The sequence below is a fragment of the Rhizobium sp. WYJ-E13 genome (assembly GCF_018987265.1).
Classification (GTDB): domain Bacteria; phylum Pseudomonadota; class Alphaproteobacteria; order Rhizobiales; family Rhizobiaceae; genus Rhizobium.
The window spans coordinates 208,124-231,344 of the sequence record NZ_CP076853.1; the positions used below are offsets into that span (position 1 = coordinate 208,124).

The window sequence follows — 23,221 nt, forward strand, 5'->3', positions numbered from 1 at the left end:
CTCGGCCTAACCCCGTTTATTGCTAGGGCAGGAGTGAGGTGGACCATGGACAACGGCAATCAGAGCGAAGTCATAGTTGAACGACGTGGTACGGCAGGTCTTGTCCGGCTGAACCGCCCAAGGGCGCTGAACAGCCTGACCATCCCGATGGTGCGTGCAATTGCCGCCGCACTTGACGATTTCGCCGGTGACCAATCCGTGGCAAGCGTCGTCGTGATGGGCGAGGGTGAGCGCGGCTTCTGCGCCGGCGGCGATATCCGCGCCATTCACCTCAGCGGGCGTGCCGGCGACGGCTTGGCGGAAACCTTCTGGCGCGAGGAATTTCGCCTCAATTACCGTATCGCCAACTATCCGAAGCCTTATGTGGCGTTGATGGACGGCATCACCATGGGCGGCGGCGTCGGGCTTTCCAGCCACGGTCGCCACCGTATCGTCACCGAACGCACCCGCCTTGCCATGCCGGAGACCGGCATCGGTTACTTCCCTGATGTCGGCGCCACGTGGCTGCTGCCTCACATGCCAGGCGAAAGCGGTACATGGATGGCCCTGACGGGGCTCGATATCAATGCCGCCGATGCAATCCATGCCGGACTTGCCGATTTCTATATGCCCTTCTCGCGTCTCGAAGAGGCAATTCAGCGTCTCTCGGATCTGCCCGTGGGAAGCTCGTCAGACGATGTCGACGCGGCGCTGCGCAATCTGTCGGATCAACCGGGCGAAGGCAGACTGCAGGCCAATGCGGCGATGATCGACCGCGCCTTCCACTTCAACAGCGTTGAGGCGATCGCTTCGGCGCTTGCGAGGGAAGAAGGTGAATTTGCCGCCGAGACCCGCCGCGTCATTCTCACCCGCTCACCGACGAGCCTGAAGCTTGCGCTCCGTTTGCTGCGTGCCGGACGCCAGAGCCGTACACTTGCCGAATGCCTCGCCCGTGAGCTTGGCGCCTGCATGCAAATCCTGCATGGCCACGATTTCTACGAGGGCGTACGCGCGGCCGTGGTCGACAAGGATCGCAACCCGAAATGGTCACCGCCGACGATCGCCTTGGTCAACGACGAGATGATCGCCCGGTTTTTCGAACCACCCAAGCCGCCGCTCGCGCTTTAGCGCCATCTGGTCAGGAGAGGCCCTATCTCTTTCTTTTACGCAATTCCGGACGCAAAACCGCTGCGCATTTTTGCTGGAATTGCTCTAACGCCACATGCCGCGCATGCGCGCGCCGACATCGATGCGCACCTGCCGCGCCTGCTGGGCTGCTGCCGTATCGGCTTTCACCTGAGGCCAGCCGCAGACCTCGAAGAATTGCAGCAACGTGGCGGGAATGAAGCGGCTGCGCGACGCATAGACATGCCGGTCGCCCTGCGAATTCTGCCCATAGGTGAAGAAACGCTGCGGCACGACGAGATCGAGGCTGTCCTTGGCGCGTGTCATCGCCACATAGAGCAGCCGTCGCTCCTCCTCTATTTCGGCCGTCGTGCCGACCGCAAGATCGGAAGGAATACAGCCGTCGATGACGTTCAGCATGAAGACCTTTGTCCATTCCTGCCCCTTGGCCGAATGGATGGTCGAAAGGATGAGGTAATCCTCGTCGAGCAGCGGCACACCCGCCTGATCCGAGGTGGCATCGGGCGGATCGAGCGTCAGTTCCGTCAGGAAGCGTTCGCGGGAGGCGTAGCCGCCGGCGATCTGCTCGAGCTGTATGAGATCGGCAAGCCGGGCGCTCGCATCCTCATGCAGCCGTTCCAGATGCGGCTCATACCATTTCCGCACCAGTTCGATCTCGGCAGGCCAGCCGGCCTTGCCGGTTTTCAGTTCCTGCATGGTGGAAACGAACGAAGTCCAGTCATCGCCCGAGCGTGGCGGCGCCGGCATGGCGGCAAGCGCCGTCACCGGGCTCGCGTCTTCCGCCATATGGTCCAGCACCTTTTGTGCCGTGGAAGGGCCAATACCCGGCAAGATCTGCATCAGCCGGAAACCTGCCACCCGGTCGCGCGGATTCTGGGCAAAGCGCAATGCTGCCAGCATGTCTTTCACATGCGCACTGTCGAGAAACTTCAGTCCGCCGAATTTCACGAAGGGAATGTTGCGGCGGGTGAGCTCCACTTCCAGCGGACCGCTGTGATGCGAGGCGCGGAAGAGCACGGCCTGGCTTTTCAGCTTCACGCCCTCTTCGCGATTGTCGAGAACCTTATCGGCCACATAGCGGGCTTGATCATTCTCGTCGCGCACCGTGACCAACCTCGGCCGCTCCGGCGACTCCCGCTCCGTCCAGAGGTTTTTGGTAAAGCGTTCCGAGGCAAGGTCGATGACCGCGTTGGCGGCGGCGAGGATCGGCTGCGTCGAGCGATAGTTGCGGTCGAGCGTGACGATGTTGGCGGCCGGGCTGAAGGAGGCCGGAAAATCGAGAATGTTGCGCACCGTCGCGGCCCGGAAGGAATAGATCGACTGCGCATCGTCGCCGACGACGGTCAGTCCGTGGCCGGTGGGTTTGAGGGCAAGCAGGATCGAAGACTGCAGCCTGTTGGTGTCCTGATACTCGTCGACGAGCACATGATCGAAGCGGCTGCCAATATCCTCGGCGATCATGGGCTCGGCCACCATCTGTGCCCAGTAGAGCAGCAGGTCGTCGTAATCGAGCACGTTCTGGCTCTGCTTCGACTCGACATAGCAGGCAAAAAGCTCGCGAAGCTGCTTTTCCCAGGTGGCACACCAGGGAAAGGTGTCGCGCAGCACCAGCGGCAGTTCCGTCTCGGAATTCACCGCACGCGAATAGATCGCCAGACAGGTGCCTTTCGTCGGAAACCGGCTTTCTGTCTTGGAGAAGCCGAGATCGTGGCGCACGAGGTTCATCAGGTCGGCGCTGTCTTCCCGGTCATGGATTGAGAAGGCCGGGTCGATGCCGATCTGTTCGGCATAGTCACGCAGCAGCCGCGCGCCGATGCCATGAAACGTGCCGCTCCAGGCGAGCGCATCAGCCATGATGCCGGAATTCTTGCCGAGAACCTCGCCGCAGATGCGTTCGACGCGCCGACCCATTTCGGCGGCCGCCCGGCGCGAAAAGGTCATCAGCAGGATGCGGCGCGGATCGGCGCCCTTGAGGATGAGATGGGCAACGCGATGGGCAAGCGTATTCGTCTTGCCGGAACCGGCGCCGGCGATGACCAGCAGCGGCCCGGCCACATGGCTGCCGTCAGTGAGTGTGCCGTGCTCCACGGCCATGCGCTGCTGGGGATTGAGTCTTTCGAGATACATCCAGCCGTCCGGTTGGGCTTCGTGGGAGAATCAGCGCCCGCGAATAAAATCAGATGTTCCTTGGATGTTCTCGATTGGCGCCGCTGTCAAGCAGGTGCGGACTGCCGTGCACTGCAGCATCGGCTCGCAAATCGACCGATTTTCGGAAAGCCCGATGCGCCAGTTCATAGACGTAGAGCCTCCTCTTTGCGTCTGAATGGACGCACGGCGCTCTACTGCGGAAAGTCCGGCACGATCTGGCGTCGCACCAGTTTCAGGCTGCGGTCGGGCTGGAGGATATAGGTCTCGTAGACGTGCTGGCCCCACTGATCGTAAAAGTCGTTATAGACGGCGCTGCCGATCGGCGACTTCGTCAGCTTCGTGCGCGGCTGACCGCCATAGGTGATGCTGCCGGGAATGGGCTCCAGCGCAGGCGCGTCCGCGGCCGAGCAGCCGGCCAGCAAAGGCGCGGCCAGAAGGGTCGTGGCAAGAAGAAGGGCGGGCACCAGCGCTTTCATCATCGTTTCCTTCGGCTGCAATTGCTTGCGGCGGCTCCTGACGTCTCCTGGCAAGGGCCGGCGTCAGGAGCACCGCCACGGCGACTATGCCTCCAGCCGGCAGCCCGTGGCAACAAAACGTCGTGTTCATGCGTTAAATCCCTATTAGCCAATGTCAGGAACGGTCATGGTGCTGCGGTTTCACAGCTTGCCACCCCACGAGGAAGCCCGGATGACGGACCACAACGCCGCCGCCTTGCGCGCGTCCGTAGAAAGCGCCCTGCATGCCGCAGCCGATCTCGACGCGACTGACATCATCGTCATCAGCGTTGGTTCCAGCGTTATTCTCGAAGGTTTCGTTCGGCAATGGGGCGATAGCGTGCGAGCGCTGGCAATTGCCGAGGAGGTTGTGGGAAGCGGTTATGTGCATTGTCGCTTGCTGGTGAGATAAATCCAGGTTCCCTCCACGAGTCTCCAAGGAACCAACTCTCCGTCTCGCGTGTTGAAAAGCTGATATCAATGCTGGAGACAATAATGCAAACGCTTATACGCCCGTGGGCTGCGGCCCTTCTTCTGGGGGGCGGCGCCTTTGCCGGCTCCGCCTATGCCTCACTCGAAACAGATATGAATTATTCGGCTCTGCCGAAGGACGAGATCGCGTTGAACGAATATACCAGCGCCGCCGTCTGCAACCCCGCCGAACCGCATTTTCTGCCGTCCTTCATCCGCGCCGCGGATGGCACAATCATCGGTGTAGGATATATTCAGGTGAAGGATGGGAATACTTCGAATTGCTGATGGAATATTCGAAGTTTCTTTCGGACGAGGCTCGTCTGCAGTCTCCCGTAGAGGGTGACGAGCCTCTAACCATCATCATGATGGCTGGCGTCGTTCTATGGATGAACAGATGAGCGGCGCAATCTCTTTCGAGACAAAGCCCCGCGCGAGCTCCGCGCAGGGTTACGTGAAAATTAAGCATTGCTCCGTTTCGGAACGGATGGGGCTCTTGTTGTCCGATATCGCCGCCGAAAGTTTAGTGCACTTTAAGCTTTGCTTCTTCGGCCGCCGCCATGAACTCTGCGCGAGCCTCTTCGACGCTCTTTCGGCCATCGAGTGCGGCCCGGCAGGCGCTGCGTGCCTTCAAATATCGCAGTCCGCGCACGGCAGGCCAGTGTTCGGCAAGGCATGCCAGGGCATCGAACGGTCCGTTAACCGTGCGCGCCCCTGCCTCTTCGAAACCGACCTTGATCGGACCATTCCATCGTTCAGTCGCCATCGATGCTCCTCCAGCATGTCTCGATAGAAACATTGACGAAGCCTTCGAGTTCCCTCCGCGAAGACTTCAGAATGCTAATATTCTAGCGAGATTTTTACCGGCAGCAATGGCGCCGATTGGTGCAGTGGATAATGCTAAGGGAGAAAACTGGTGCTGCCGAGTGGGATTGAACCACCGACCTCACCCTTACCAAGGGTGTGCTCTACCACTGAGCTACGGCAGCAGGACCAGACGCGTGAAGCGGAAACGCTCAATTCGCGTGAACGGGGCGCCTATTGCCACAGCTTCGGCAGGAGCGCAAGCAGCAAATTCCAACTTCTCTGGGAATAACGGCTGGCCCACTTTTGGAACGGCGCGAATTCGGTTAATTCTGGTGCATGAACGAAGAGACTGAAAAGGGCCGGCAGAGCCGGAAAGAGGCCATAGAGGCCCAGGCGGCATTGCGCCGCGAGCGGGCGGCCGAAAAGCTGAGAGAAAATCTTTCCAGACGCAAACAGCAGGTGCGCGCCCGCCGGTCCGGCCAGGCGGACGAGACAGATGGGCTGCCCGCCGCAAATAAGCCCGCCGCAAAAATGGACGAATCGTAATGTTCGGTCCGCGTCGAATTGAAGCGTCGGGGGATTTGCTCTAAACACCCCCACTTCTTGCCTTGCCCCCCACAGGCAAAACTTTTTAGAAAGGCGGGCCTCGCCCGTAAGTGCACATGGATCGTATCAGAATTGTCGGCGGTAATGAGCTCAATGGCATCATTCCGATTTCCGGCGCCAAGAATGCCGCGCTGCCGCTGATGATCGCCTCGCTTTTGACGAGCGATACGCTGACGCTGGAAAACGTACCGCACCTTGCCGATGTCGAATTGCTGATGCGCATCCTCGGCAATCACGGCGTCGACGTTGCCGTCAACGGCCGCCGCGAGCGACAGGAAGATTCCTACGCACGCACGATCCATTTCACCTGCCGCACCATCGTCGATACGACCGCTCCCTACGAACTGGTCTCGAAGATGCGCGCCTCCTTCTGGGTCATCGGTCCGCTTCTCGCCCGTGAGGGCCATTGCCGTGTTTCGCTGCCGGGTGGCTGCGCCATCGGCACGCGCCCGGTCGATCTCTTCATCGAGGGCCTGACCGCGCTTGGCGCAACGATGGAAATCGACGGCGGCTACATCAACGCCAAGGCACCGCAGGGCGGCCTCATCGGCACACACTATACCTTCCCGAAAGTATCCGTCGGTGCGACGCATGTGCTGATGATGGCGGCAACGCTCGCCCGCGGCACGACGGTGATCGGCAATGCCGCACGCGAGCCCGAGGTTGTCGACCTCGCCAACTGCCTGAACGCCATGGGTGCCAAGGTTTCCGGCGCCGGCACCTCGACCATCACCATCGAGGGCGTCACCTCGCTGTCCGGCGCGCGCCATCGCGTCCTGCCTGATCGTATCGAGACCGGCACCTATGCCATGGCCGTTGCCATGGCCGGCGGCGATGTCGTGCTCGAAAACACCGATATCGCCCTCCTGGAAACGGCGCTGGAAACATTGCGCCGCGCCGGCGCGGAGATCTCGTCGACCAACAATGGCATGCGCATCAAGCGCAATGGCGCCGGCATCCAGCCGGTGGATATCGTCACCGATCCTTTCCCAGGTTTCCCGACCGACCTGCAGGCTCAGTTCATGGCGCTGATGACCCGCTCCTCCGGTATCTCGCATGTCACGGAAACCATCTTCGAAAACCGCTTCATGCATGTGCAGGAACTCGCCCGCCTCGGCGCGAAGATCTCGCTGTCGGGCCAGACGGCAAAGATCGAGGGTGTAGAGCGGCTGAAGGGCGCCCCTGTCATGGCGACCGATCTTCGCGCCTCCGTTTCCCTCGTCATCGCCGGCCTTGCCGCCGAAGGCGAAACCACGGTTTCCCGCGTTTATCACCTCGATCGCGGCTTTGAGCGGCTGGAAGAGAAGCTGACCCGCTGCGGCGCCATCGTCGAACGCGTCAGCGAGTAAGAAAAGGGCGCTTATGCGCGCTTTATCCCGGTTGCGTATTTGGCCGCCGCGCCTTATTTCCGTTGTCTGACAGATCGCCGCGGCTGCGGCCGAAAGACATGGGATAGAGGCTGGATGACCGACCTGAAGCTCGTTGCGCTCGATAGTGAAGACCTTGCCGTCATTTCCGCGCATATGCAGGACAGCGTCTTCAAGGTCGCCGATATCGACTGGTCGTCGCGCGATAAACAGTTCGCGATCGCCGCCAACCGCTTCGTCTGGGAAGAGGCAGCCCGCAAGCGCAAGGGTTTCGAACGCCACCGCGCGGCCCTCGTTTTTAAGCGCGTGCTTTCCGTCCGCTCGATTGGCATCGATCGTTCGCGGCGCGACGATGTGCTGTCGCTGCTCGCTTTGCGTTTCGAGCAGAAGGGCGAGGGGCCGGAAGGTGCCCTCGAACTCTCGCTCTCAGGCACGGCCTCGATCGTCCTCGATGTCGAATGCATCGAGGTGCAGCTTGCCGATATCGGCGGCGCCTGGGAGACGGGCTCCAAGCCGCGCCATCCCGGCACCTGAGCGCAACAGTTTCGAGTAGAGAAGGAACACCGCCTTGGCAATCTGGCTCAATCAGGCATCCGACGGTTTCGAGCAGCGGTTCGCGGCCTTTCTGACCACCAAGCGTGAGGTCTCCGAAGACGTCAACGCCGTCGTACGCGCCATCATCGATGGTGTGCGCGCCCGCGGTGATGTGGCGCTCGCCGAATATTCGAAGAAGTTCGACAGCATCGACTACGCCACCGTGCCGATGCGTGTCACCGAGGCAGAAATCGAAAACGCCGTCGAGGTCGTTCCCTCGGAAGTGCTCGGCGCCCTCAAGGTCGCCGCACTCCGCATCGAATCTCATCATCGCCGCCAGCTTCCGAAGGACGAGCTCTACGAGGACGACATGGGCGTCGGTCTCGGTTCACGCTGGACGGCGATCGAAGCTGTTGGTCTCTACGTACCGGGCGGCACGGCGAGCTATCCGAGTTCGGTCCTGATGAACGCCGTGCCGGCAAAGGTCGCAGGCGTGGAGCGCATCGTCATCGCCGTGCCGGCGACGGGCGGTTCTGTCAATCCGGCCGTGCTGGCCGCCGCCAAACTCGCCGGCGTGAGTGAAATCTACCGCGTCGGCGGCGCGCAGGCGATTGCTGCCCTGGCCTATGGCACGGAGACGATCGCCCCGGTTGCCAAGATTACTGGCCCAGGCAATGCCTATGTCGCCGCCGCCAAGCGCCAGGTCTTCGGCACTGTGGGTATCGACATGATCGCCGGCCCGTCAGAAGTGCTCGTCATTGCTGACAAGGACAACAATCCCGATTGGGTTGCCGCTGATCTGCTGGCGCAGGCCGAGCATGACGAGAGCTCCCAGGCCATCCTGATCACCGACGACGAGGAATTCGGCAAGGCGGTCGAAGCGGCCGTCGAACGGCAGCTGAAGACGCTGAACCGTGCAGAGACTGCTGCGGCCAGCTGGCGCGATTTTGGCGCAATCATCCTTGTCTCCGATCTCAAGGATGCCATTCCGCTGGCAAACCGTATCGCCGCCGAACATCTGGAACTTGCCGTTGCCGATCCCGATGCCTTCGTGGACAAGATCCGCAATGCCGGCGCGATCTTCATCGGCGCGCATACGCCGGAAGTGATCGGCGATTATGTCGGCGGCTCCAACCACGTGCTGCCGACGGCGCGCTCGGCGCGCTTTTCCTCCGGTCTTTCGGTTCTCGATTTCGTCAAGCGCACCTCGATCCTGCGGCTCGGCCCGCAGCAGCTTCGCGACCTCGGGCCGGCGGCGATTGCGCTTGCCGTTTCCGAAGGCCTCGACGCCCATGCGCGATCGGTCGCGATCCGCCTGAACCTCGAAAGGTGAGGGAATGGCGAAGGGCGACTTCCGGCTCTGTGACGTTGTCCTTGACGATACGATCGGCCGTTCGACACCTGACGTCGAACACGAGCGGGCGGTGGCGATCTTCGATCTGATCGAGGAGAATTCCTTTAAGCCGTCAGGCCATGCCGGCGGTCCCTATCGGCTGAACATCTCACTGGTCGATTCCAAGCTCGTCTTTTCCATCACCACGGAAAAGGGCGAGGATGTCGCGACCCACATTCTCTCGCTGACGCCCTTCCGGCGGATCGTGAAGGATTATTTCATGATCTGTGAGAGCTACTATGAGGCGATCCGCTCTGCCTCGCCAAGCCGCATCGAGGCGATCGATATGGGGCGGCGCGGTATTCATAACGAGGGCTCGCAGACGCTTATGGACCGGCTTTCCGGCAAGATCGACGTCGATTTCGATACCGCCCGGCGCCTCTTCACGCTGGTCTGCGTGCTCTACTGGCGCGGATGACCGCGATGGAGCCAGGCGTCAAAACAGAGGATGGAAAGCGGCCAGGCGCCATCCTCTTCATGTGCGGGCTGAACGTCATCCGCTCGCCCATGGCGGAAGTGATCGCCCGTAGCATTCTGCCTGCCAATACCTATATACGGTCTGCCGGCGTTCGTGCCGGCGAACGCGATCCTTTCGTCGATGTGGTATTGGAAGAAATAGGCCTGTCGCTTGGCCGCCGCCTGCCGCAGACGCTGGAGGAACTCGAAGACGACTATTTCGACCTCATCATCACGCTCTCACCGCAAGCCCATCACGCAGCACTCGAGTTGACCCGCTCCAGCGCCGTCGATGTCGTCTACTGGCCGACCATGGATCCGACGGTCGCAACCGGAACGCGCGAGCAGATATTGGACAGTTATCGCGAGGTTCGCGATCACCTGGCCGGCCTCATCGAAAGCCGGCTACTCAAGAGAAATGGCATCGCCGCGCAATCGGCGTGAAACAAAAGTCAGAAAGCCCGATCTACGAGGTTCACAAATCCCCGTTGATTGTGTAGTTTCCGCGCAAATTTTTGGGCGCCATGCGCCGCTTTATCCAACACACAGGAAGAAAACCCTTATATGCCGAAAGAAGAAGTCCTCGAATTCCCGGGTATCGTGACCGAACTTCTGCCGAATGCGACGTTCCGCGTGAAGCTCGAAAACGAGCATGAGATCATAGCTCACACCGCTGGCCGCATGCGCAAGAACCGCATCCGCGTTCTCGCCGGCGACAAGGTTCTGGTCGAAATGACGCCCTACGACCTGACGAAGGGCCGCATCACCTACCGCTTCAAGTAAGCTTGGTCTGCGAAGCTCCCACGAGCTCCCGCTCCCGCCTGCCGATGGTCGAGGTTCCATGGCGCTGAAATACAAGCTCATTCTGGCTTCGGGCTCGCCCCGCCGCGTCGATCTGCTCAATCAGGCCGGCATCGAGCCTTCGCGCCTGATGCCGATGGATATCGACGAGGCGCCGAAGAAGTCGGAGCACCCGCGCTCGCTCGCCCGCCGCCTCTCGGGCGAAAAGGCAGAAGCCGCGCTGGCCGCCATTAAGGGCGACATCACCTGGAAGGGCAGTTATATCCTGTCCGCCGATACGGTTGTCGCCGTTGGCCGCCGCATTCTCGGCAAGGCGGAATTCGCCGATGAGGCATCGAATTCCCTGCACCTGCTCTCCGGCCGCAACCACGTGGTCTATACGGGCATCTGCCTGGTCACGCCTGATCGCAAGGTGCGCCAGAAAATCGTCGAGACGAAGGTGCGCTTCAAGCGCCTGTCGAGTTTCGAGATTGAAAACTACATTGCCTCGGGTCAATGGCGCGGCAAGGCCGGCGCTTACGGGATCCAGGGCCTGGCAGGCACCTTCGTGCAGAAAATGGTGGGGTCCTACACCAATGTCGTAGGGCTGCCGCTTTATGAAACCATCCTGCTTCTGACCGGCGAGGGCTTCGATGTCCACAGCCGTTGGCCCGAGGGCTGATCTCCTGCTAGAGCGCCGTGCGTCCATTCCGACGCATAAAAGACGCTCTACCTTGTTGAATCTACGCATCAGGCTTTGCGAAAATCGGAACGATTTTCGGGCCGATGCTGTAGGAGGAAACCATGTCTGATGAAATGAAGACCGGCGGCAAGCTCGCGCCGTTGCGCAAGACGCGCCCTTGCCCGGAATGCGGCAAGCCGTCGAACCGCGAGCACTATCCCTTCTGTTCCAACCGCTGCCGCGAAGTGGACCTGTCGCGCTGGCTGACGGGCTCCTACGCCATTCCTGTCGTCGACGATGAGACGAAGGCAGATTACCCCGACGAGGAAAACTAGGTTTTCCACCGCGAAGCCCTTATTTTTCCTCGCAAATCGCCAAAGTCAGCAAGACCGTCAAAAAACTATCATTTGATGCTTGCCATGGGCGAACAAGATGCTATAACCCCGCTCGCTTCCGGGGCGAACCAAGGCCCTGACATTCCAACCGGAATGTTTCGATGAAGCATGGCTAGCCCAGGTAGCTCAGTTGGTAGAGCAGCGGATTGAAAATCCGCGTGTCACTGGTTCGATTCCGGTCCTGGGCACCATTCCTATCCACGCTTATCAAGTACATTGAGTTCCCCAGCGCTGACGTCTTCGCTTGTCGGGTCATCGTGTTCCGCTTTTCCGATCTGCATCATTCAGACGGGAATGTCGCGCGGTCTGTCAACTGGCGGAAATTCCGGTGGGTGAGGGAATGGCGGAGGTCCGAGGTCGAAGCTTGAGAACCAGCCCGGTGACCCGTATTTGCTCTCGTCGTGCAGATCCGGTGGCGGAAATAGTCCGGTGAACTTTGCGTAGGATATGATCACGCCAAAGAACAGCGTGAGGATAAGAGCGAGTTTTTTCGCGCGCGATACATCTTCTTTTAGCATCTGATTGCCTGATAACTGCGACATCGAACCAGTTGGTACGAAATCATGTCAGTAAGTTGTCGAAACGGATATCCGCTTACCTTCCGTGGCTTCTAGCCATCACATCCCGTTGAAATCTGCGTGTCGGGCCTGGATTCCTCTCAGGCGAGCCGCACCGAGCGGAACCTCCCGCCTCAATCGTCGTTTATGGCGCATGGCCCGTCAAACATTCTGGAAAGGCTACCTCAAGCTCTCGCTTGTCACCGCGTCCGTTTCATTGACGCCGGCGACGACGGAGTCGAGCAAGGTGCGGTTTCATGTGCTGAACCGTGCGACGAAAAACCGTGTCGAAAGCCGGTATGTCGATAGCGTCACGCATAAACCTGTTTCCGAGAGGGATCAGGTGAAGGGTTACCCGCGTGGCGAGGATGACTATGTCCTGCTCGAGGATGAGGAGATCGAGGAAGTGGGGTTGGAGAGCACCCGCACGATCGATATCGACAGTTTCGTGCCGAGCGGATCGATCGACTGGATCTGGTACGACAAGCCGCATTTCCTGGCGCCGGAAGACAAGGTTGGAATGGAAGCTTTCTGCGTGATCCGCGAGGCCATGAGAGCCAACAATGTCGTCGGCATTGCCAGACTGGTGCTCTACCGGCGCGAGCGCGCCGTACTCCTGGAGCCGCAGGGCAAGGGCATTGTTCTGTGGACGCTGCGCTATGGTGACGAGGTGCGCGAACCGGCAGCCGAACTGGACATGAAGGCAAAGGTCGATAGCGAGTTGCTGGCCTTGATGAAGAAGCTGGTCAAGGAAGAGACGAAGGAGTGGAGCCCTTCGATGGTGCAGGATCCGGTTCAGAAACGTTTGAAAGCGCTGATCCGCGGCAAGGAGAAGAGCCTGAAGAAAGCCGCTCCGGCCCGTAAGCCCGCGCCGGTCAAATCGACGGGTAATGTCATAAACATCATGGATGCGCTGAAGAAGAGCCTGGCCGCTGAAGGCGGGCGCGGCAAGCCGCGTTGATCTCCGGCGAGCAGCGCACCAATCATCACCACTTCGACTTGCGCTTCTGCAACGGCTTGGCCGCTGCAAAGAACCCATCCCATGGATCCTTGCTAAGAGCATCGAGGCGCGCAGGCGTGTTGTCGACGGTGAAATAAGCAGGGCCGATCTCGGTTGTGAGTTCACTCCATTCCAGCGGCATGGAGACGGCGGCACCTGGCCGGGCGCGCGTGGAATAGGCGGCAACAGCAGTGTTGCCGCGGCCGTTCCGCAGGTAGTCGATGAAGATCTTGCCGCTGCGCTTCGCCTTGGTCGCGGTTGCAAGATAGCGATTGGGATCATCTTTCGACATGCTGTCGGCCAGCCACTTCGCAAAGCCTTTCACATCCACCCAACCGGCTTTCGGCTCAAGCGGAGTCACCACATGCAGGCCTTTGCCGCCGGAGGTCTTGACGAACGCCGCAAGGCCCTCGCCCTCGATACGCTCCTTCAGTTCGTAAGCTGCCGCTATCACATTTTCCCATGGCACATCCTCGCCGGGGTCGAGGTCCATGGTGATCATGTCGGGCTTTTCCCAATTGTCGGTGGTCGTGCCCCAGGGATGGATTTCCAGCACCGCCGATTGCACCAGCGCTACGACGCCATCGAAATCGGTAACACGCAGCAGCTTCTCGCCGCTCTTGTCCTTGGGGTCGGTGATTTGCGCGATATGCTCGTTCATACCTTTCCAGGCGTGCTTCTGGAAAAAGCGCTGATGGCCGGAAATACCGTCGGGCAGGCGCAGCAGGGCAAGCGGCCGATTGACCACATAGGGGGCCATGAAGCGCCAGACCTGCGCATAATAATTGGCGAGACCTTCCTTGGTGACGCCTTCGTCCGGCCAGTAGATGCGGTCGGGATGCGTTAGTGTCACAGCCGATTTCGGCAGGTTTTTCGCGGTCGTCTTTTCCATCTCGCGCACAACATCCTTTGCCGGCTTGTCCTCCCGCAATCCCCGGAAGGCCGCATGGCGCAGATTACCATCGGCCGACCATGTGCGGAACTCCACTTCGGCAACGAGCTGCGGCTTGACGTAATGCAGGCCGCGCCGCTCCTCGGCGGTCAGCTTGTCGTCGAAGGAATTCTCCTTCATCTCCATCGCCGACAGCCGCTCGTAAAGCATCTGCGCCGTCGCCACCGTGTACCCAGTGCCGACGCGGCCGACATGCTTCAGCGAGCCATCCTCGTAGTAGCCCATGGCGAGCGAGCCGATGGCATTCTTCATCGCGGTCGAGGGCACGTAGCCGCCGATCACGAATTCCTGCCGCTGCGAACATTTGGATTTGATCCATTCACCCTTACGGCCGGAGACATATTTGCTGTCACGCTGCTTGGAGACGACGCCTTCGAGACTGAGCCTGCAGGCATGGTTCAGCACCAGGCCGCCATTTTCATTGAAATGCGCGCTGTAGCGCAGCTTGGCGCTGTCTTTGGGAAGCAGCTTTTCCAGCAGGTGTTTGCGTTCGAGAAGGCTTACATTTAGCAGACTGTATCCATCGAGATAGAGCAGGTCGAAAGCATAGAAGACGAAGCGGTCGTAGCGACCTTGGCTGAGATCGTGCTGCAGGGCGGAGAAATCCGATGCGCCGGTATCGCGCTCCACCACGAGCTCGCCATCGATGATGGCCATTTCGGCCTGCAAAGATGCAAAGGCATCAACGACGTCCTTGCCGAATTTCTCTGTCCAGTCGAGACCGCCGCGTGTCAGCATTGTCACGCGCCCGTCCTCGATCTTCACCTGCAGCCGGTAGCCATCGAACTTAATCTCGTGGATCCACCGCTCGCCGGCCGGCGGTTTCGGCTTGAGCTTAGCAAGCTCCGGCTCGGTGAAGTGAGGCATGGGCGCCTTTTTTGCACCTTTCGGCCAATCCCGATCCGGTGCCGGGGGTTTTGCCTTCCGCGCCGCCGCCTTGGTCTTTGTGGCGATAGCCTTGCCGCCATCCGGTCTGGAGTGCCAGGTAGCATCAGGATTCTCCGCCACCTCTTCGATTTGCCGACCGGTTTTGGCTGATTCGGAGCGCTCTTCGAGAATATCGGCACCGCCCTCATGGCGGGCCTCTGCGTCGTCGCCCTTGATGAGCAACCAGTTCTCGCGCTTCTCGCCGGGCTTTCCATGCATGCGCACCAGATGCCAACGTCCCTTCAGTTTCTCGCCGTCGAGTTCGAATTCCATATGCCCTTTGCGGTAGGCCTTGTGCGGATCGCCTGTTGGCGTCCAGGTGCCGCGATCCCAGACGATGACCGTGCCGCCGCCATACTGGCCCTTTGGAATGATGCCTTCGAAATCGCCATAAGCGAGAGGATGGTCCTCGACATGGACGGCCAGGCGCTTATCCTCGGGATTGAGGCTCGGTCCCTTTGTGACGGCCCAGCTTTTCAGAACGCCGTCCATCTCCAGCCGAAAATCATAATGCAGGCGTGTGGCGTCGTGCTTCTGGATCACGAAGCTGTTGCCCTTCGCGCGGCTCCTCTTTCCGCGCGGCTCCGGCGTGATCTTGAAATCGCGTTTGGTCTGATAGGTCTCGAGCGCCATGATCAGCTCGCCTTCCTCCTGCTTCTATCGGAGGTCTTGCGTGCGGCAGGTTTTTTCGCGGGTGCTTTGCCGCCCATTTTCGCACTTTGGCGCAGGGCCTCCATGAGATCGACCACCTTGCGCTCGGGCTCGCGCTTGCGTTTCGGCGGTGCGCGACCTTCGATCTTGGCTTTCACCAGTTCGACGAGCGCGGCTTCGTAGCGGTCGTGATATTCACTTGGATCGAAACGGCCCTCTTTGGTCGCAATGATATGGCCGGCGAGATCCAGCATCTCCTTGTCGAACTTGATATCGGGAATGTCCTTGAAGACAGAGCTTGCTGAGCGCACCTCATAGTCGAAGTTCAGCATGGTCGCGATGATGTGCTCGTCATGCGCGCGGATGAGCAGCGTGCGGTTGCGGCGGAAGAGCACGGCTTCGGCAAGGGCTGCCACTTTGCCGTCAAGCATGCCCCTGGCAATCAACGCGAGGGCTTCCGCATCATGTTCGTCGACTGGTGCCAGATAGTAGGGACGGTCGAAATAGAGCTTGTCGATCCCATCGCAGGGAATGAAGCCTTGTACATCAAGCACCTTGTCGCTTACGGGCATGATCTCCGAGATCTCATTACCTTCGATGAGGATGTAGTCGCCACTTTCCATCCTGTAGCCCTTGACCTGGTCGTCGCGTTCCACCGGCTTGCCGGTTTCGCTGTCGACGAACTGTCGCTCGACGCGATGGCCGGTCCTGCGGTTGATGATGTTGAAGGAGACACGGTCGGAAGAGGAAACGGCCGTATAAAGGCCGACGGCGCAAGCAAGGTCGCCGACCTTCAGATGGCCCTTCCAGCTCGCGCGTGCTCCCATCGTCTCCTCCTTTCAGAGCCTGCTGTTGCTTTTGTCGGTTTCGATCGGCTGGAATTTCCAGCCGATTCCATCCGGCGCCGGATAGGCGAGCAGCGCATCGCTGCCGCCGATTTTCTGACGCGCAGCTGCGTTTCTTGCGCGATCCATTGCCTGTTCTGCCGTGGCGTAGGGTTCGGACAATGTATCGCCGAGCTTGTAGGCCCAGCCATTGTCGTGCGGAACGATCTGATAGGTGATGTCGGCCATGTGCTTCCTCCTCGTCAGCCGTTCTGGTCATTCATTGCCGGGGCGAGCGACTGCGCCCGTCAAGCGCGATGATCTTTTCAAGCGATGCGATATCCTCGCTGGTGACGACCGGAACCGGGTCGGCGGCGATCGCTTCCAGTACTTCCTTGGATACCGCACCGTTGCGGATTGCCCATTCCAGCGTTTCGCGTGTCTCCCGCTCGGCCTTGAGCTGCGCATAGAGCGCGACGATCAGCCGGTCGCGCGCATCCATACTTTTGTGCTTGCGGTCGATGTGGCGGACATTGGGCATGGGAAATCGTGCCTCTTCATGAGGTTGCTCACGAAAAAACCGCTGAAGGGTAGAAAGGTTCCGTTCGGCAGCGCTCGGCGAAAATCAAATCATCGCATTGCGGCTTTGAGCCGGAAACACTATCTGAAACCTCTATTCGATAGAGGATTTCAAAATGGCCGATCTCAAGGCTCGTCCCCGTCCCACAGGTGCAAATGCCGTTCTCGGACGTACTGGTTTCCCGCACGTCACGTCGGTCACTGGCGGCGAGATCGATATCGTCACCAGCCCATCACAGCCAGGCTTTAACCCGCTCGACCTGCTCTATTCCTCGCTTTCGGCATGTCTTGTGCTGAGCGCCCGCATGGCGGCAAGCCAGCTCGGCATTCTCGACAAGATCACCGAGATCACCGCCGATGTAACCGGCGGGAAGGCAGCGGAAGGGCTGTCGCGTGTCGTGAAATTCAACATCGCTTTCTCCATCAAGGGCGATATCGACGAGGAAACGCGCCGCAAGATCGCGCATATGGCCGAAGACGAGATCTGCACGGTCAGCAACACCATCAGAGGCACGCCGGAATTCGCAACCACGATCTCCGGTTGATCGGGCCGCGGCAGGTCTCTACATAAATATTAGACCATTGGATCGGAGCATTGCGTGGCCTTCATGCTCCACCTATGCTCCGGCATCGATTGAAATAACGCCGGCTGAGATGCAGTCCCAGACACAAGCTCCGACCGAACGGAAATCCCAGCGGCCGCTTGTCGCCATCATCGGCGGCGGCGTTTCCGGGGCGGGTGTCGCCTATCATCTGCTGAAGCTTGCCGGCGAGGATGCACCCGATATCGTGGTCTTCGAGCCGCGTCCCATGCTGGGCCGCGGCCTGGCATACGACACCGTCGATCCGGCGCACCGCATCAATGTGCCGGCCGCCAAGATGAGCCTGCAGCCCGATGATGTGGAAGAATTTCAGCGCTGGATCGAGGCGAACAATGCTGTGCGCGACGATCCCGAAGCCGCACGCGAGAACGGTCAGCTTTTCCCGCGCCGGCGCGTATTCGGCGATTACGTCGGATCGCTTCTCCAGCCCTTCCTGAAATCGGGTGCCATTAGCCATCGCCGGGCGACCGTGACCGGCATCCGCCGCCGGGGTAATGGCTGGGCGATCCTCGATGACAAGGGCGGGCTGACGGAGGCCGATATCGTCGCCATCGCCACCAGCCATCCGCCACCGGTGGCGCCGGGCAGGCTGGCGGCCATTCTTGGAGAGCACCCACGCTTCATTGCCGACACCACGAAATCGGGTGCGCTCGAAGTCGTGCGGCCGCATGACAGGGTTCTCGTCATCGGCAACGGGTTGACGGCGGCAGACGTGATCGCCTCCCTTTCACGAAACGGCCACGACGGCTCGGTTACCGCAATTTCCCGCCGCGGCCTTCGTTCGCGCGGTCATGCTGCCGTCCCGCAGGAGGCGTTCGGTGATTTCATCTCCGAGCCGGCATTGTCAGCCGTCACGCTGCTGCGCCTTATCCGGCAGACGATCCGCCAGGCGACCGAACGTGGCCAGAGTTGGCATGCCGTGATTGATCAGGTGCGCGGCCAGGGCCACGATCTCTGGCGTAGTTTGCCGGTTGTCGAGCGGCGCCGGATCGTTCGGCATCTGCGGCCTTATTGGGACGTTCACCGCTTCCGCATCGCGCCGCAGGTGGAGGAAGTGCTCGATGCCGCAATCGAAGCCGGTAGGCTGGAAATCCTTGCGGCATCCGTGGCCGATGCGAAGGCCGAGGGTGAGGCGATCCACATCACACTCCAGCCACGCCATGCACGCGAAAAATTGGAGAGGACGTTCGATGCCGTCGTCGTCACGACCGGTCCTGCGCATGGCGGCATTTTGCAGACGCAGCCCTGGCTCGGCGAACTCGCCAGGGAGGGCTATCTCGCCCTCGACCCGACCGGGCTCGGGCTTGCCTGCAGCGAGCACTCCGAGGCTCTGGGACCGGAAGGCAGGGTGATCTCGTCGCTGCTCATTTCGGGCCCGCTTGCACGCGGCACGTTCGGGGAGCTGATGGGGTTGCCGCAGATAACGGAACATACAGTCTTCGTCGCACGTGAGATCGCTGAGAAGCTGAAAGCCGCATCCGCGGGATAATTCGCGAACTATTTCTGATCGATCTGTCGTTCTCTGACTGTCATCGGCCCGCGACTCCTGATAATCGCAGCGTAGCGGCCTGACCGAAAGGTCGCGCAGAAAGCATCGAGATCATGTCGCAGGCTGCTTCCGCCGTTTCCGAAACTCCCTCTTCCAGTCGTCTTCCGCTTGTCGCCCTCATCCTCGGCGGCGCGGCGATCGGCGGATCACCGATCTTCGTGCGGCTTTCCGAAGTCGGGCCGATGGCGACGGCCTTCTGGCGTGTGGCGCTGGCGCTGATCCCGATCTTCATCTTTTCGCTTTTGCGCAAGGATACCGGCCCCAAACCGAAGAGCCTTGCCGATTACGGTATGCTGATCCTGCCCGGCGCCGTGCTAGCGCTTGATCTCTCCGCCTGGCATCTGTCGATCACCATGACCTCCGTTGCCAATGCGACGCTGCTCGCAAACCTCGCGCCGGTCTTCGTCACCGCCATCGGCTTCCTGTTCTTCGGCGCCAAGGTTACCCGCATCTTCGTGCTCGGCCTCGTCCTGGCATTGGCCGGCGTGGTCGTGCTGAAGGGCGGACCTGCCGCATTCGGCAATGGCGACCTGCGCGGCGATGGTGTCGCCATGATCGCCGCCTTCTTCTACGCCTGCTACATCCTGGCGATCGGCGCGCTGCGCAGCCGTTTCGATACGATCCGCATCATGCTGTGGAGCACCGCCTCTGCCGCAGTCGGCGTCTTCCCGCTCGCTTTCTTCTTCGAAGGCCACATGCTGCCGGCAAGCCTTTACGGCTGGTCGGTGGTATCAGGCCTGGCTTTTGTCAGCCATGCGGGCGGGCAGGTGGCGATTGCCTATGCGCTTGCCTATCTGCCAGCGGCCTTCTCCTCGCTGACATTGCTCCTCCAGCCGGTCGTGGCGGCCATTCTCGCCTGGGCTCTGCTCAACGAGCACATCACGATAATGCAAGCCCTGGGCGGCTTGATCGTTCTTGCCGGTATCATGATCGCAAGGCGAGGGTGATCCCGCTTAAAGGAAGCTTGACCATTGGCTGTTAGACCTGTCCCGCAGTTCGGACAGGATTGGCGATGGCGAACCTTGATCAGATATTTTCAACGGAAGTCCATAGGGCGGAAAAGCCGCAGGACGTCGTTGTCCGGCAGGCGTCGACGGCGCCTCTGCTCGTCTTCATGGTCCTTGTCGCCATCCTTGTCGGCCTCTTCAAATTTCCGCCACTGCTCGATTATGCGAACCATTATGCCCGCATGTGGCTGCTCGCCGGCGGCATAGAGGAAGCACCATTCCCCGAAATCTACACGATCGAGTGGAACCGCACCTTCACCAATGTTGGCATCGACCTGCTCGCCCGCTGCATCGGTCCCGTCATCGGCGTCTCGCTGCTCGCCCGCGCCCTGCTGTTCCTGGCAATTGTCCTGCCTCCATCAGGCGCCATCGTGCTGCATCGGCGCCTGTTCGGCGGCAGCTACTATTGGCAGATCGGCATGCTGTATCTCGCCTGGTGCGCCACGCTGATCGGCGGTTTCATCAATTTCCAGATCGGCCTCGGCCTTGCATTGCTGTTTGCAACGGTGGATCACCGACTGCAGTCCGGGTCTGCAGTCAGGCTCTTCCTGTGGCGGGTAGCGGTCTCGCTGCTGCTCACCGTCGTCCATATATTTTCTGTGGGCTTCTTTCTCGCAATCGTCTGCGGACTGGAATTTTCCTGGCGCTTCGATGTGCTGACATCCCCTACGGCGGTGTGGCGCTTAGCCGGCAGGCTTGCGGCCGCGATGATCGCCTGTCTGTTGCCACCGCTTGCGCTTGCGCTGACAGCTGCCGACCTCCCAGGCAGTCACACGGGCAGCATATTGGCGGTCTGGAACGACAGCCCGATACTGCTGATTTCCAATCTGCTCTCGGCCGTCTGCACCTATGTTGCACTCGTCGATGTAATTTTCCTTGTGCCGATCCTGCTCGTTTGCAGCAGGGCGATTGCCGCAAAAAACCTGCGCATCCATGCAGGTCTTGTGGTCACGGCCGCAGGCTTGCTCGCCCTGTCCATCCTTTCGCCGCTTCATGCCTTTGGCACCGGTTGGATAAGCTGGCGCTTTCCCATTATGGCCGCCCTTGTTGGCATGGTGATGATCTGCCCTTTTCAAAAGGTCGGCCGGCGTCAGGCCATCATCCTGTTCCTCGCGTTGAATGTCGTGGTCTTTGGCCGGACTGCCTGGATTGGTTTCAACTGGTGGCGGGGTCAGGCCGACGTTGCGAGCGTCGAGAAGGTGCTTGAAGCCGTTCCCGCGAGCGCTGCGATCCTGCCGTTACAACACGAGCCTGCCCTTGGTGACATAAAGCCGGATCAGCGGCATTATGCATTCAGCCAGGATACGTTCCGGCACCTGCCGACGATGGCCGTCCCGCTGGCCCATGCCTTCGTTCCGACGCTCTTCAGCGCACAGGGCAAGCAACCGCTCGCCGTGCTTCCCGCCTGGTCGGAGAAATCGGTACCGGAAGGAAATCTCTTTTCAACCGGCGTGCTGTCCTGTCCAGGTCTGATGGCGGAAGCCGCCAGCTTTACGCCCTATCTGGTCGATTGGCGCAGCAAGTTCGATTTCATCCTGGTCGTCAACGCCGACGTCGTTGATCAGTATGTCGGCAACGTCATGCCGGCGGGTGCCCGTCTCCTGAAAGACGCCGGTTTTGCAAGGCTTTATGGGATCGATCGCAACGCAGCGCCGGTATTGGATGCCGTTCCGGCATCATGCCCAGATAGCTTCCACTGGTAGGCTATTGGGTTTCCTGCAGTTTGTTTTTCTGCAGCAGCCATTTTTGAATGATTGGCACGTCGGCATCGCCCAGATCGTGGCCGCCGGGGATGATGTCGGAATCGACGGTCGCCCCCGACGTCTTCAGCCGCTCTTCCAACTCGCTCGCATATTTGCCGTAAGCGTCCATCTTGCCGCTGATGACAAGCAGGTCCGTGCCTTTCAGGTCAGCATGCGGGTAAGCGGTGAGCACCGGCATTGAGCGTAGCAACACGGCCTTGTGCACCAGGTTGGGGTGTAGGTAGAGCAGCGAATTCAGAAGATTGGCGCCATTCGAGTAGCCGACATAGACGACCTTCTTCGGATCGAGGCCATAGGATTTGACAGCGCCTTCAATGAAGGCGGCGAAAGCTTCTGCTTCGTTCTTGATGTCGTCCTGGTCGAAGGAGAACGGCGTGATGCGCTTGTACCAGCGCGGGAAGCCTTCCTCGGTCGCGCGGCCGCGCACGCCGAGAAGGGTGGCGCGCGGAGCAACCTTGTTCAGCAGCGGCATCAGCGTCGTCTCGTTGCCGCCGGAGCCGTGCAGCAGCACAAAGACGCTGCCGTCTGGATCGGGCGGTGTATAGAAACGATGGACGAAGGGCAGATCGCGATAATTGATGCGCGGTTTGCCGGGCATGGAAAACTGCGGCAGCACGACCTTCAGATCACTGAGATTGGTGATCGAATCCTTCGGCGGCACGAAGAGCTTGGTTCCGAGTGTGGCCTTCGGCTCATCCACCATCATGCCCGGCTGGTTGGTGGCAAGCTCTATAAGCGTGCCTCCGGGCTCTCGGGCATAGAGCGAGCGAAAGTATTTGCGATCGTGCAGATTGGTCGCCGAAGCGTTTTCGTTTTCAAGCGCCTTGTGAACGGCGAGCACGGCATCCTCATCATCTGCGCGGAAAGCCACGTGGTCGATTGTGCCGGTACCCGGAGCGCCGGACCAGAAACCGCGCGCATCGCGCACGTCGACGATGTCTCCTGACTGCGAGACGAGGCGGTCGATCGTGCCGCGATTTGCCTGGAACCGGTAGCCGAAATAGCTTTCGATGAAATGACGGCTTTCGGCCGGCTTTTCGGTCAGCATGGTCGCACCGCGCACGCGCTGCACGGCATGCTCGATCGGCACATCGCCGCCATCCCAGGCAGCCGGCGATTTCAGATCCTTGGCGCCGGCAAGCTTGACGATGATATTGTCGGGGTCCTTCAACCGCAGCACCGGCTCGCCGAATTCATCCGCGGGGCCTTCCGAGCGGAAGCCGAAGCGCATGGCACGCGTCAGCCAGTAACCGATACTGGTCGGATCGATCGCCAGCGACACTTCGTTGATCTGGCCGTAGCCGGCGCGGCCCGGCGCACCGTCCTCCCAGACGAGGAACGTGACGAGCGACCCCGGAGAGCCCTCGGCATCGCCATAGAAGAGATGAAGCTGTGTGGCGTCTTCGAACCCGGCCGTTTGTTTGACGAGCCGCATGCCGAGGAATCCGGCGTAGAAATCCACATTCGCCTGCACCTTGCGGGTGATCAGCGTGATATGGTGTATGCCTGAAGCCATGGATGAAAGCCCGAATTGAAAAGAGGCCAGGAGCGA

Annotated in this window: 25 protein-coding genes and 2 tRNA genes; 18 read left to right on the forward strand and 9 right to left on the reverse strand. The window is 60.4% G+C overall.

The genetic code is table 11. The features are described 5' to 3' along the window. Positions 1 to 45: 45 nt before the first annotated feature. Complete coding sequence (locus KQ933_RS01015; RefSeq protein WP_216756977.1) at positions 46 to 1,107, forward strand: enoyl-CoA hydratase/isomerase family protein; 1,062 nt, start codon at positions 46 to 48, stop codon at positions 1,105 to 1,107. Between the two features lie 84 nt (positions 1,108 to 1,191). Here the strand turns inward: KQ933_RS01015 and KQ933_RS01020 are convergent, their stop codons facing one another. Further along, complete coding sequence (locus tag KQ933_RS01020; protein ID WP_216756978.1) at positions 1,192 to 3,252, reverse strand: ATP-dependent helicase; 2,061 nt, start codon at positions 3,250 to 3,252, stop codon at positions 1,192 to 1,194. Positions 3,253 to 3,464: 212 nt separating this feature from the next. Continuing rightward, positions 3,465 to 3,749: a hypothetical protein gene (locus KQ933_RS01025; protein ID WP_216758802.1), complete on the reverse strand. Its 285-nt coding sequence runs from the start codon at positions 3,747 to 3,749 to the stop codon at positions 3,465 to 3,467. A gap of 211 nt (positions 3,750 to 3,960) precedes the next feature. Here KQ933_RS01025 and KQ933_RS01030 point away from each other — a divergent pair, with 211 nt between their 5' ends. Both KQ933_RS01030 and KQ933_RS01035 read left to right on the forward strand, forming a co-directional pair. Continuing rightward, positions 3,961 to 4,179 carry a BON domain-containing protein gene (locus tag KQ933_RS01030; RefSeq protein WP_253958262.1) on the forward strand — a complete coding sequence of 73 codons (219 nt, stop codon included), beginning with the start codon at positions 3,961 to 3,963 and terminating at the stop codon, positions 4,177 to 4,179. Between the two features lie 83 nt (positions 4,180 to 4,262). Then, complete coding sequence (locus KQ933_RS01035) at positions 4,263 to 4,526, forward strand: hypothetical protein (protein ID WP_216756980.1); 264 nt, start codon at positions 4,263 to 4,265, stop codon at positions 4,524 to 4,526. Between the two features lie 235 nt (positions 4,527 to 4,761). Here KQ933_RS01035 and KQ933_RS01040 read toward each other — a convergent pair whose 3' ends face one another. Together KQ933_RS01040 and KQ933_RS01045 are read right to left on the reverse strand one after the other, a co-directional pair. Next, a complete protein-coding gene (locus tag KQ933_RS01040; protein ID WP_216756981.1) occupies positions 4,762 to 5,004 on the reverse strand; it encodes a DUF982 domain-containing protein in 243 nt (80 codons plus the stop codon). A 148-nt stretch (positions 5,005 to 5,152) separates the two neighbouring features. Beyond that, positions 5,153 to 5,227, reverse strand: a tRNA-Thr gene (locus KQ933_RS01045). 154 nt (positions 5,228 to 5,381) lie between these two features. Between KQ933_RS01045 and KQ933_RS01050 the strand changes: the two genes are divergently transcribed. The 11 genes from KQ933_RS01050 (at position 5,382) to KQ933_RS01100 (ending at position 12,776) form a co-directional block, all read left to right on the forward strand. Continuing rightward, positions 5,382 to 5,591 carry a hypothetical protein gene (locus KQ933_RS01050; protein WP_216756982.1) on the forward strand — a complete coding sequence of 70 codons (210 nt, stop codon included), beginning with the start codon at positions 5,382 to 5,384 and terminating at the stop codon, positions 5,589 to 5,591. 116 nt (positions 5,592 to 5,707) lie between these two features. Beyond that, complete coding sequence (murA, locus tag KQ933_RS01055; protein ID WP_216756983.1) at positions 5,708 to 7,000, forward strand: UDP-N-acetylglucosamine 1-carboxyvinyltransferase; 1,293 nt, start codon at positions 5,708 to 5,710, stop codon at positions 6,998 to 7,000. A gap of 114 nt (positions 7,001 to 7,114) precedes the next feature. Next, positions 7,115 to 7,552: a DUF2948 family protein gene (locus KQ933_RS01060; protein ID WP_216756984.1), complete on the forward strand. Its 438-nt coding sequence runs from the start codon at positions 7,115 to 7,117 to the stop codon at positions 7,550 to 7,552. A gap of 34 nt (positions 7,553 to 7,586) precedes the next feature. Further along, positions 7,587 to 8,885 carry a histidinol dehydrogenase gene (gene hisD, locus KQ933_RS01065; RefSeq protein WP_216756985.1) on the forward strand — a complete coding sequence of 433 codons (1,299 nt, stop codon included), beginning with the start codon at positions 7,587 to 7,589 and terminating at the stop codon, positions 8,883 to 8,885. Between the two features lie 4 nt (positions 8,886 to 8,889). Next, positions 8,890 to 9,363 (forward strand): UPF0262 family protein, encoded by a 474-nt coding sequence (locus tag KQ933_RS01070; protein WP_216756986.1) that lies wholly within the window; start codon positions 8,890 to 8,892, stop codon positions 9,361 to 9,363. Then, a complete protein-coding gene (locus KQ933_RS01075) occupies positions 9,360 to 9,845 on the forward strand; it encodes a low molecular weight phosphatase family protein (protein WP_216756987.1) in 486 nt (161 codons plus the stop codon). Before KQ933_RS01070 ends, KQ933_RS01075 begins: the two co-directional genes overlap by 4 nt. A gap of 120 nt (positions 9,846 to 9,965) precedes the next feature. Then, positions 9,966 to 10,184, forward strand: a complete 219-nt coding sequence (gene infA / locus KQ933_RS01080; protein ID WP_003545338.1) for a translation initiation factor IF-1 — start codon at positions 9,966 to 9,968, stop codon at positions 10,182 to 10,184. 58 nt (positions 10,185 to 10,242) lie between these two features. Then, positions 10,243 to 10,863 (forward strand): Maf-like protein, encoded by a 621-nt coding sequence (locus KQ933_RS01085; RefSeq protein ID WP_216756988.1) that lies wholly within the window; start codon positions 10,243 to 10,245, stop codon positions 10,861 to 10,863. A 122-nt stretch (positions 10,864 to 10,985) separates the two neighbouring features. After that, positions 10,986 to 11,198, forward strand: coding sequence for a DNA gyrase inhibitor YacG (gene yacG, locus KQ933_RS01090; RefSeq protein ID WP_216756989.1), 213 nt, complete (start codon positions 10,986 to 10,988; stop codon positions 11,196 to 11,198). A 175-nt stretch (positions 11,199 to 11,373) separates the two neighbouring features. After that, positions 11,374 to 11,449 (forward strand) — tRNA-Phe (locus KQ933_RS01095). A 520-nt stretch (positions 11,450 to 11,969) separates the two neighbouring features. Further along, positions 11,970 to 12,776 carry a Ku protein gene (locus KQ933_RS01100; RefSeq protein WP_216756990.1) on the forward strand — a complete coding sequence of 269 codons (807 nt, stop codon included), beginning with the start codon at positions 11,970 to 11,972 and terminating at the stop codon, positions 12,774 to 12,776. A 25-nt stretch (positions 12,777 to 12,801) separates the two neighbouring features. Here the strand turns inward: KQ933_RS01100 and ligD are convergent, their stop codons facing one another. The 4 genes from ligD to KQ933_RS01120 are packed head-to-tail and all read right to left on the reverse strand — an operon-like array spanning position 12,802 to position 16,710. Continuing rightward, the gene (gene ligD, locus KQ933_RS01105) at positions 12,802 to 15,327 is read right to left on the reverse strand and encodes a DNA ligase D (RefSeq protein WP_216756991.1); all 2,526 of its coding nucleotides are present in this window, start codon (positions 15,325 to 15,327) and stop codon (positions 12,802 to 12,804) included. A gap of 2 nt (positions 15,328 to 15,329) precedes the next feature. Next, positions 15,330 to 16,172: a Ku protein gene (locus tag KQ933_RS01110; RefSeq protein WP_216756992.1), complete on the reverse strand. Its 843-nt coding sequence runs from the start codon at positions 16,170 to 16,172 to the stop codon at positions 15,330 to 15,332. A gap of 12 nt (positions 16,173 to 16,184) precedes the next feature. Beyond that, the gene (locus KQ933_RS01115) at positions 16,185 to 16,418 is read right to left on the reverse strand and encodes a DUF2188 domain-containing protein (protein ID WP_216756993.1); all 234 of its coding nucleotides are present in this window, start codon (positions 16,416 to 16,418) and stop codon (positions 16,185 to 16,187) included. A 31-nt stretch (positions 16,419 to 16,449) separates the two neighbouring features. Further along, on the reverse strand, positions 16,450 to 16,710 hold the full coding sequence (locus KQ933_RS01120; protein WP_216756994.1) for a hypothetical protein: 261 nt from the start codon (positions 16,708 to 16,710) through the stop codon (positions 16,450 to 16,452). 154 nt (positions 16,711 to 16,864) lie between these two features. On the opposite strand from KQ933_RS01120, the gene KQ933_RS01125 reads away from it, so the two are divergent. The 4 genes from KQ933_RS01125 to KQ933_RS01140 all read left to right on the forward strand — a co-directional run bounded on the left by KQ933_RS01125 (position 16,865) and on the right by KQ933_RS01140 (position 21,609). Next, complete coding sequence (locus KQ933_RS01125; RefSeq protein WP_216756995.1) at positions 16,865 to 17,293, forward strand: OsmC family protein; 429 nt, start codon at positions 16,865 to 16,867, stop codon at positions 17,291 to 17,293. Positions 17,294 to 17,402: 109 nt separating this feature from the next. Further along, the gene (locus KQ933_RS01130; protein WP_216756996.1) at positions 17,403 to 18,839 is read left to right on the forward strand and encodes an FAD/NAD(P)-binding protein; all 1,437 of its coding nucleotides are present in this window, start codon (positions 17,403 to 17,405) and stop codon (positions 18,837 to 18,839) included. A gap of 113 nt (positions 18,840 to 18,952) precedes the next feature. After that, positions 18,953 to 19,846 carry a DMT family transporter gene (locus KQ933_RS01135; RefSeq protein WP_216756997.1) on the forward strand — a complete coding sequence of 298 codons (894 nt, stop codon included), beginning with the start codon at positions 18,953 to 18,955 and terminating at the stop codon, positions 19,844 to 19,846. Between the two features lie 65 nt (positions 19,847 to 19,911). Continuing rightward, positions 19,912 to 21,609, forward strand: coding sequence for a hypothetical protein (locus tag KQ933_RS01140; protein ID WP_216756998.1), 1,698 nt, complete (start codon positions 19,912 to 19,914; stop codon positions 21,607 to 21,609). Position 21,610: 1 nt separating this feature from the next. Here the strand turns inward: KQ933_RS01140 and KQ933_RS01145 are convergent, their stop codons facing one another. Beyond that, positions 21,611 to 23,185, reverse strand: coding sequence for a VOC family protein (locus KQ933_RS01145; RefSeq protein WP_216756999.1), 1,575 nt, complete (start codon positions 23,183 to 23,185; stop codon positions 21,611 to 21,613). Between the last annotated feature and the right edge of the window lie 36 nt (positions 23,186 to 23,221).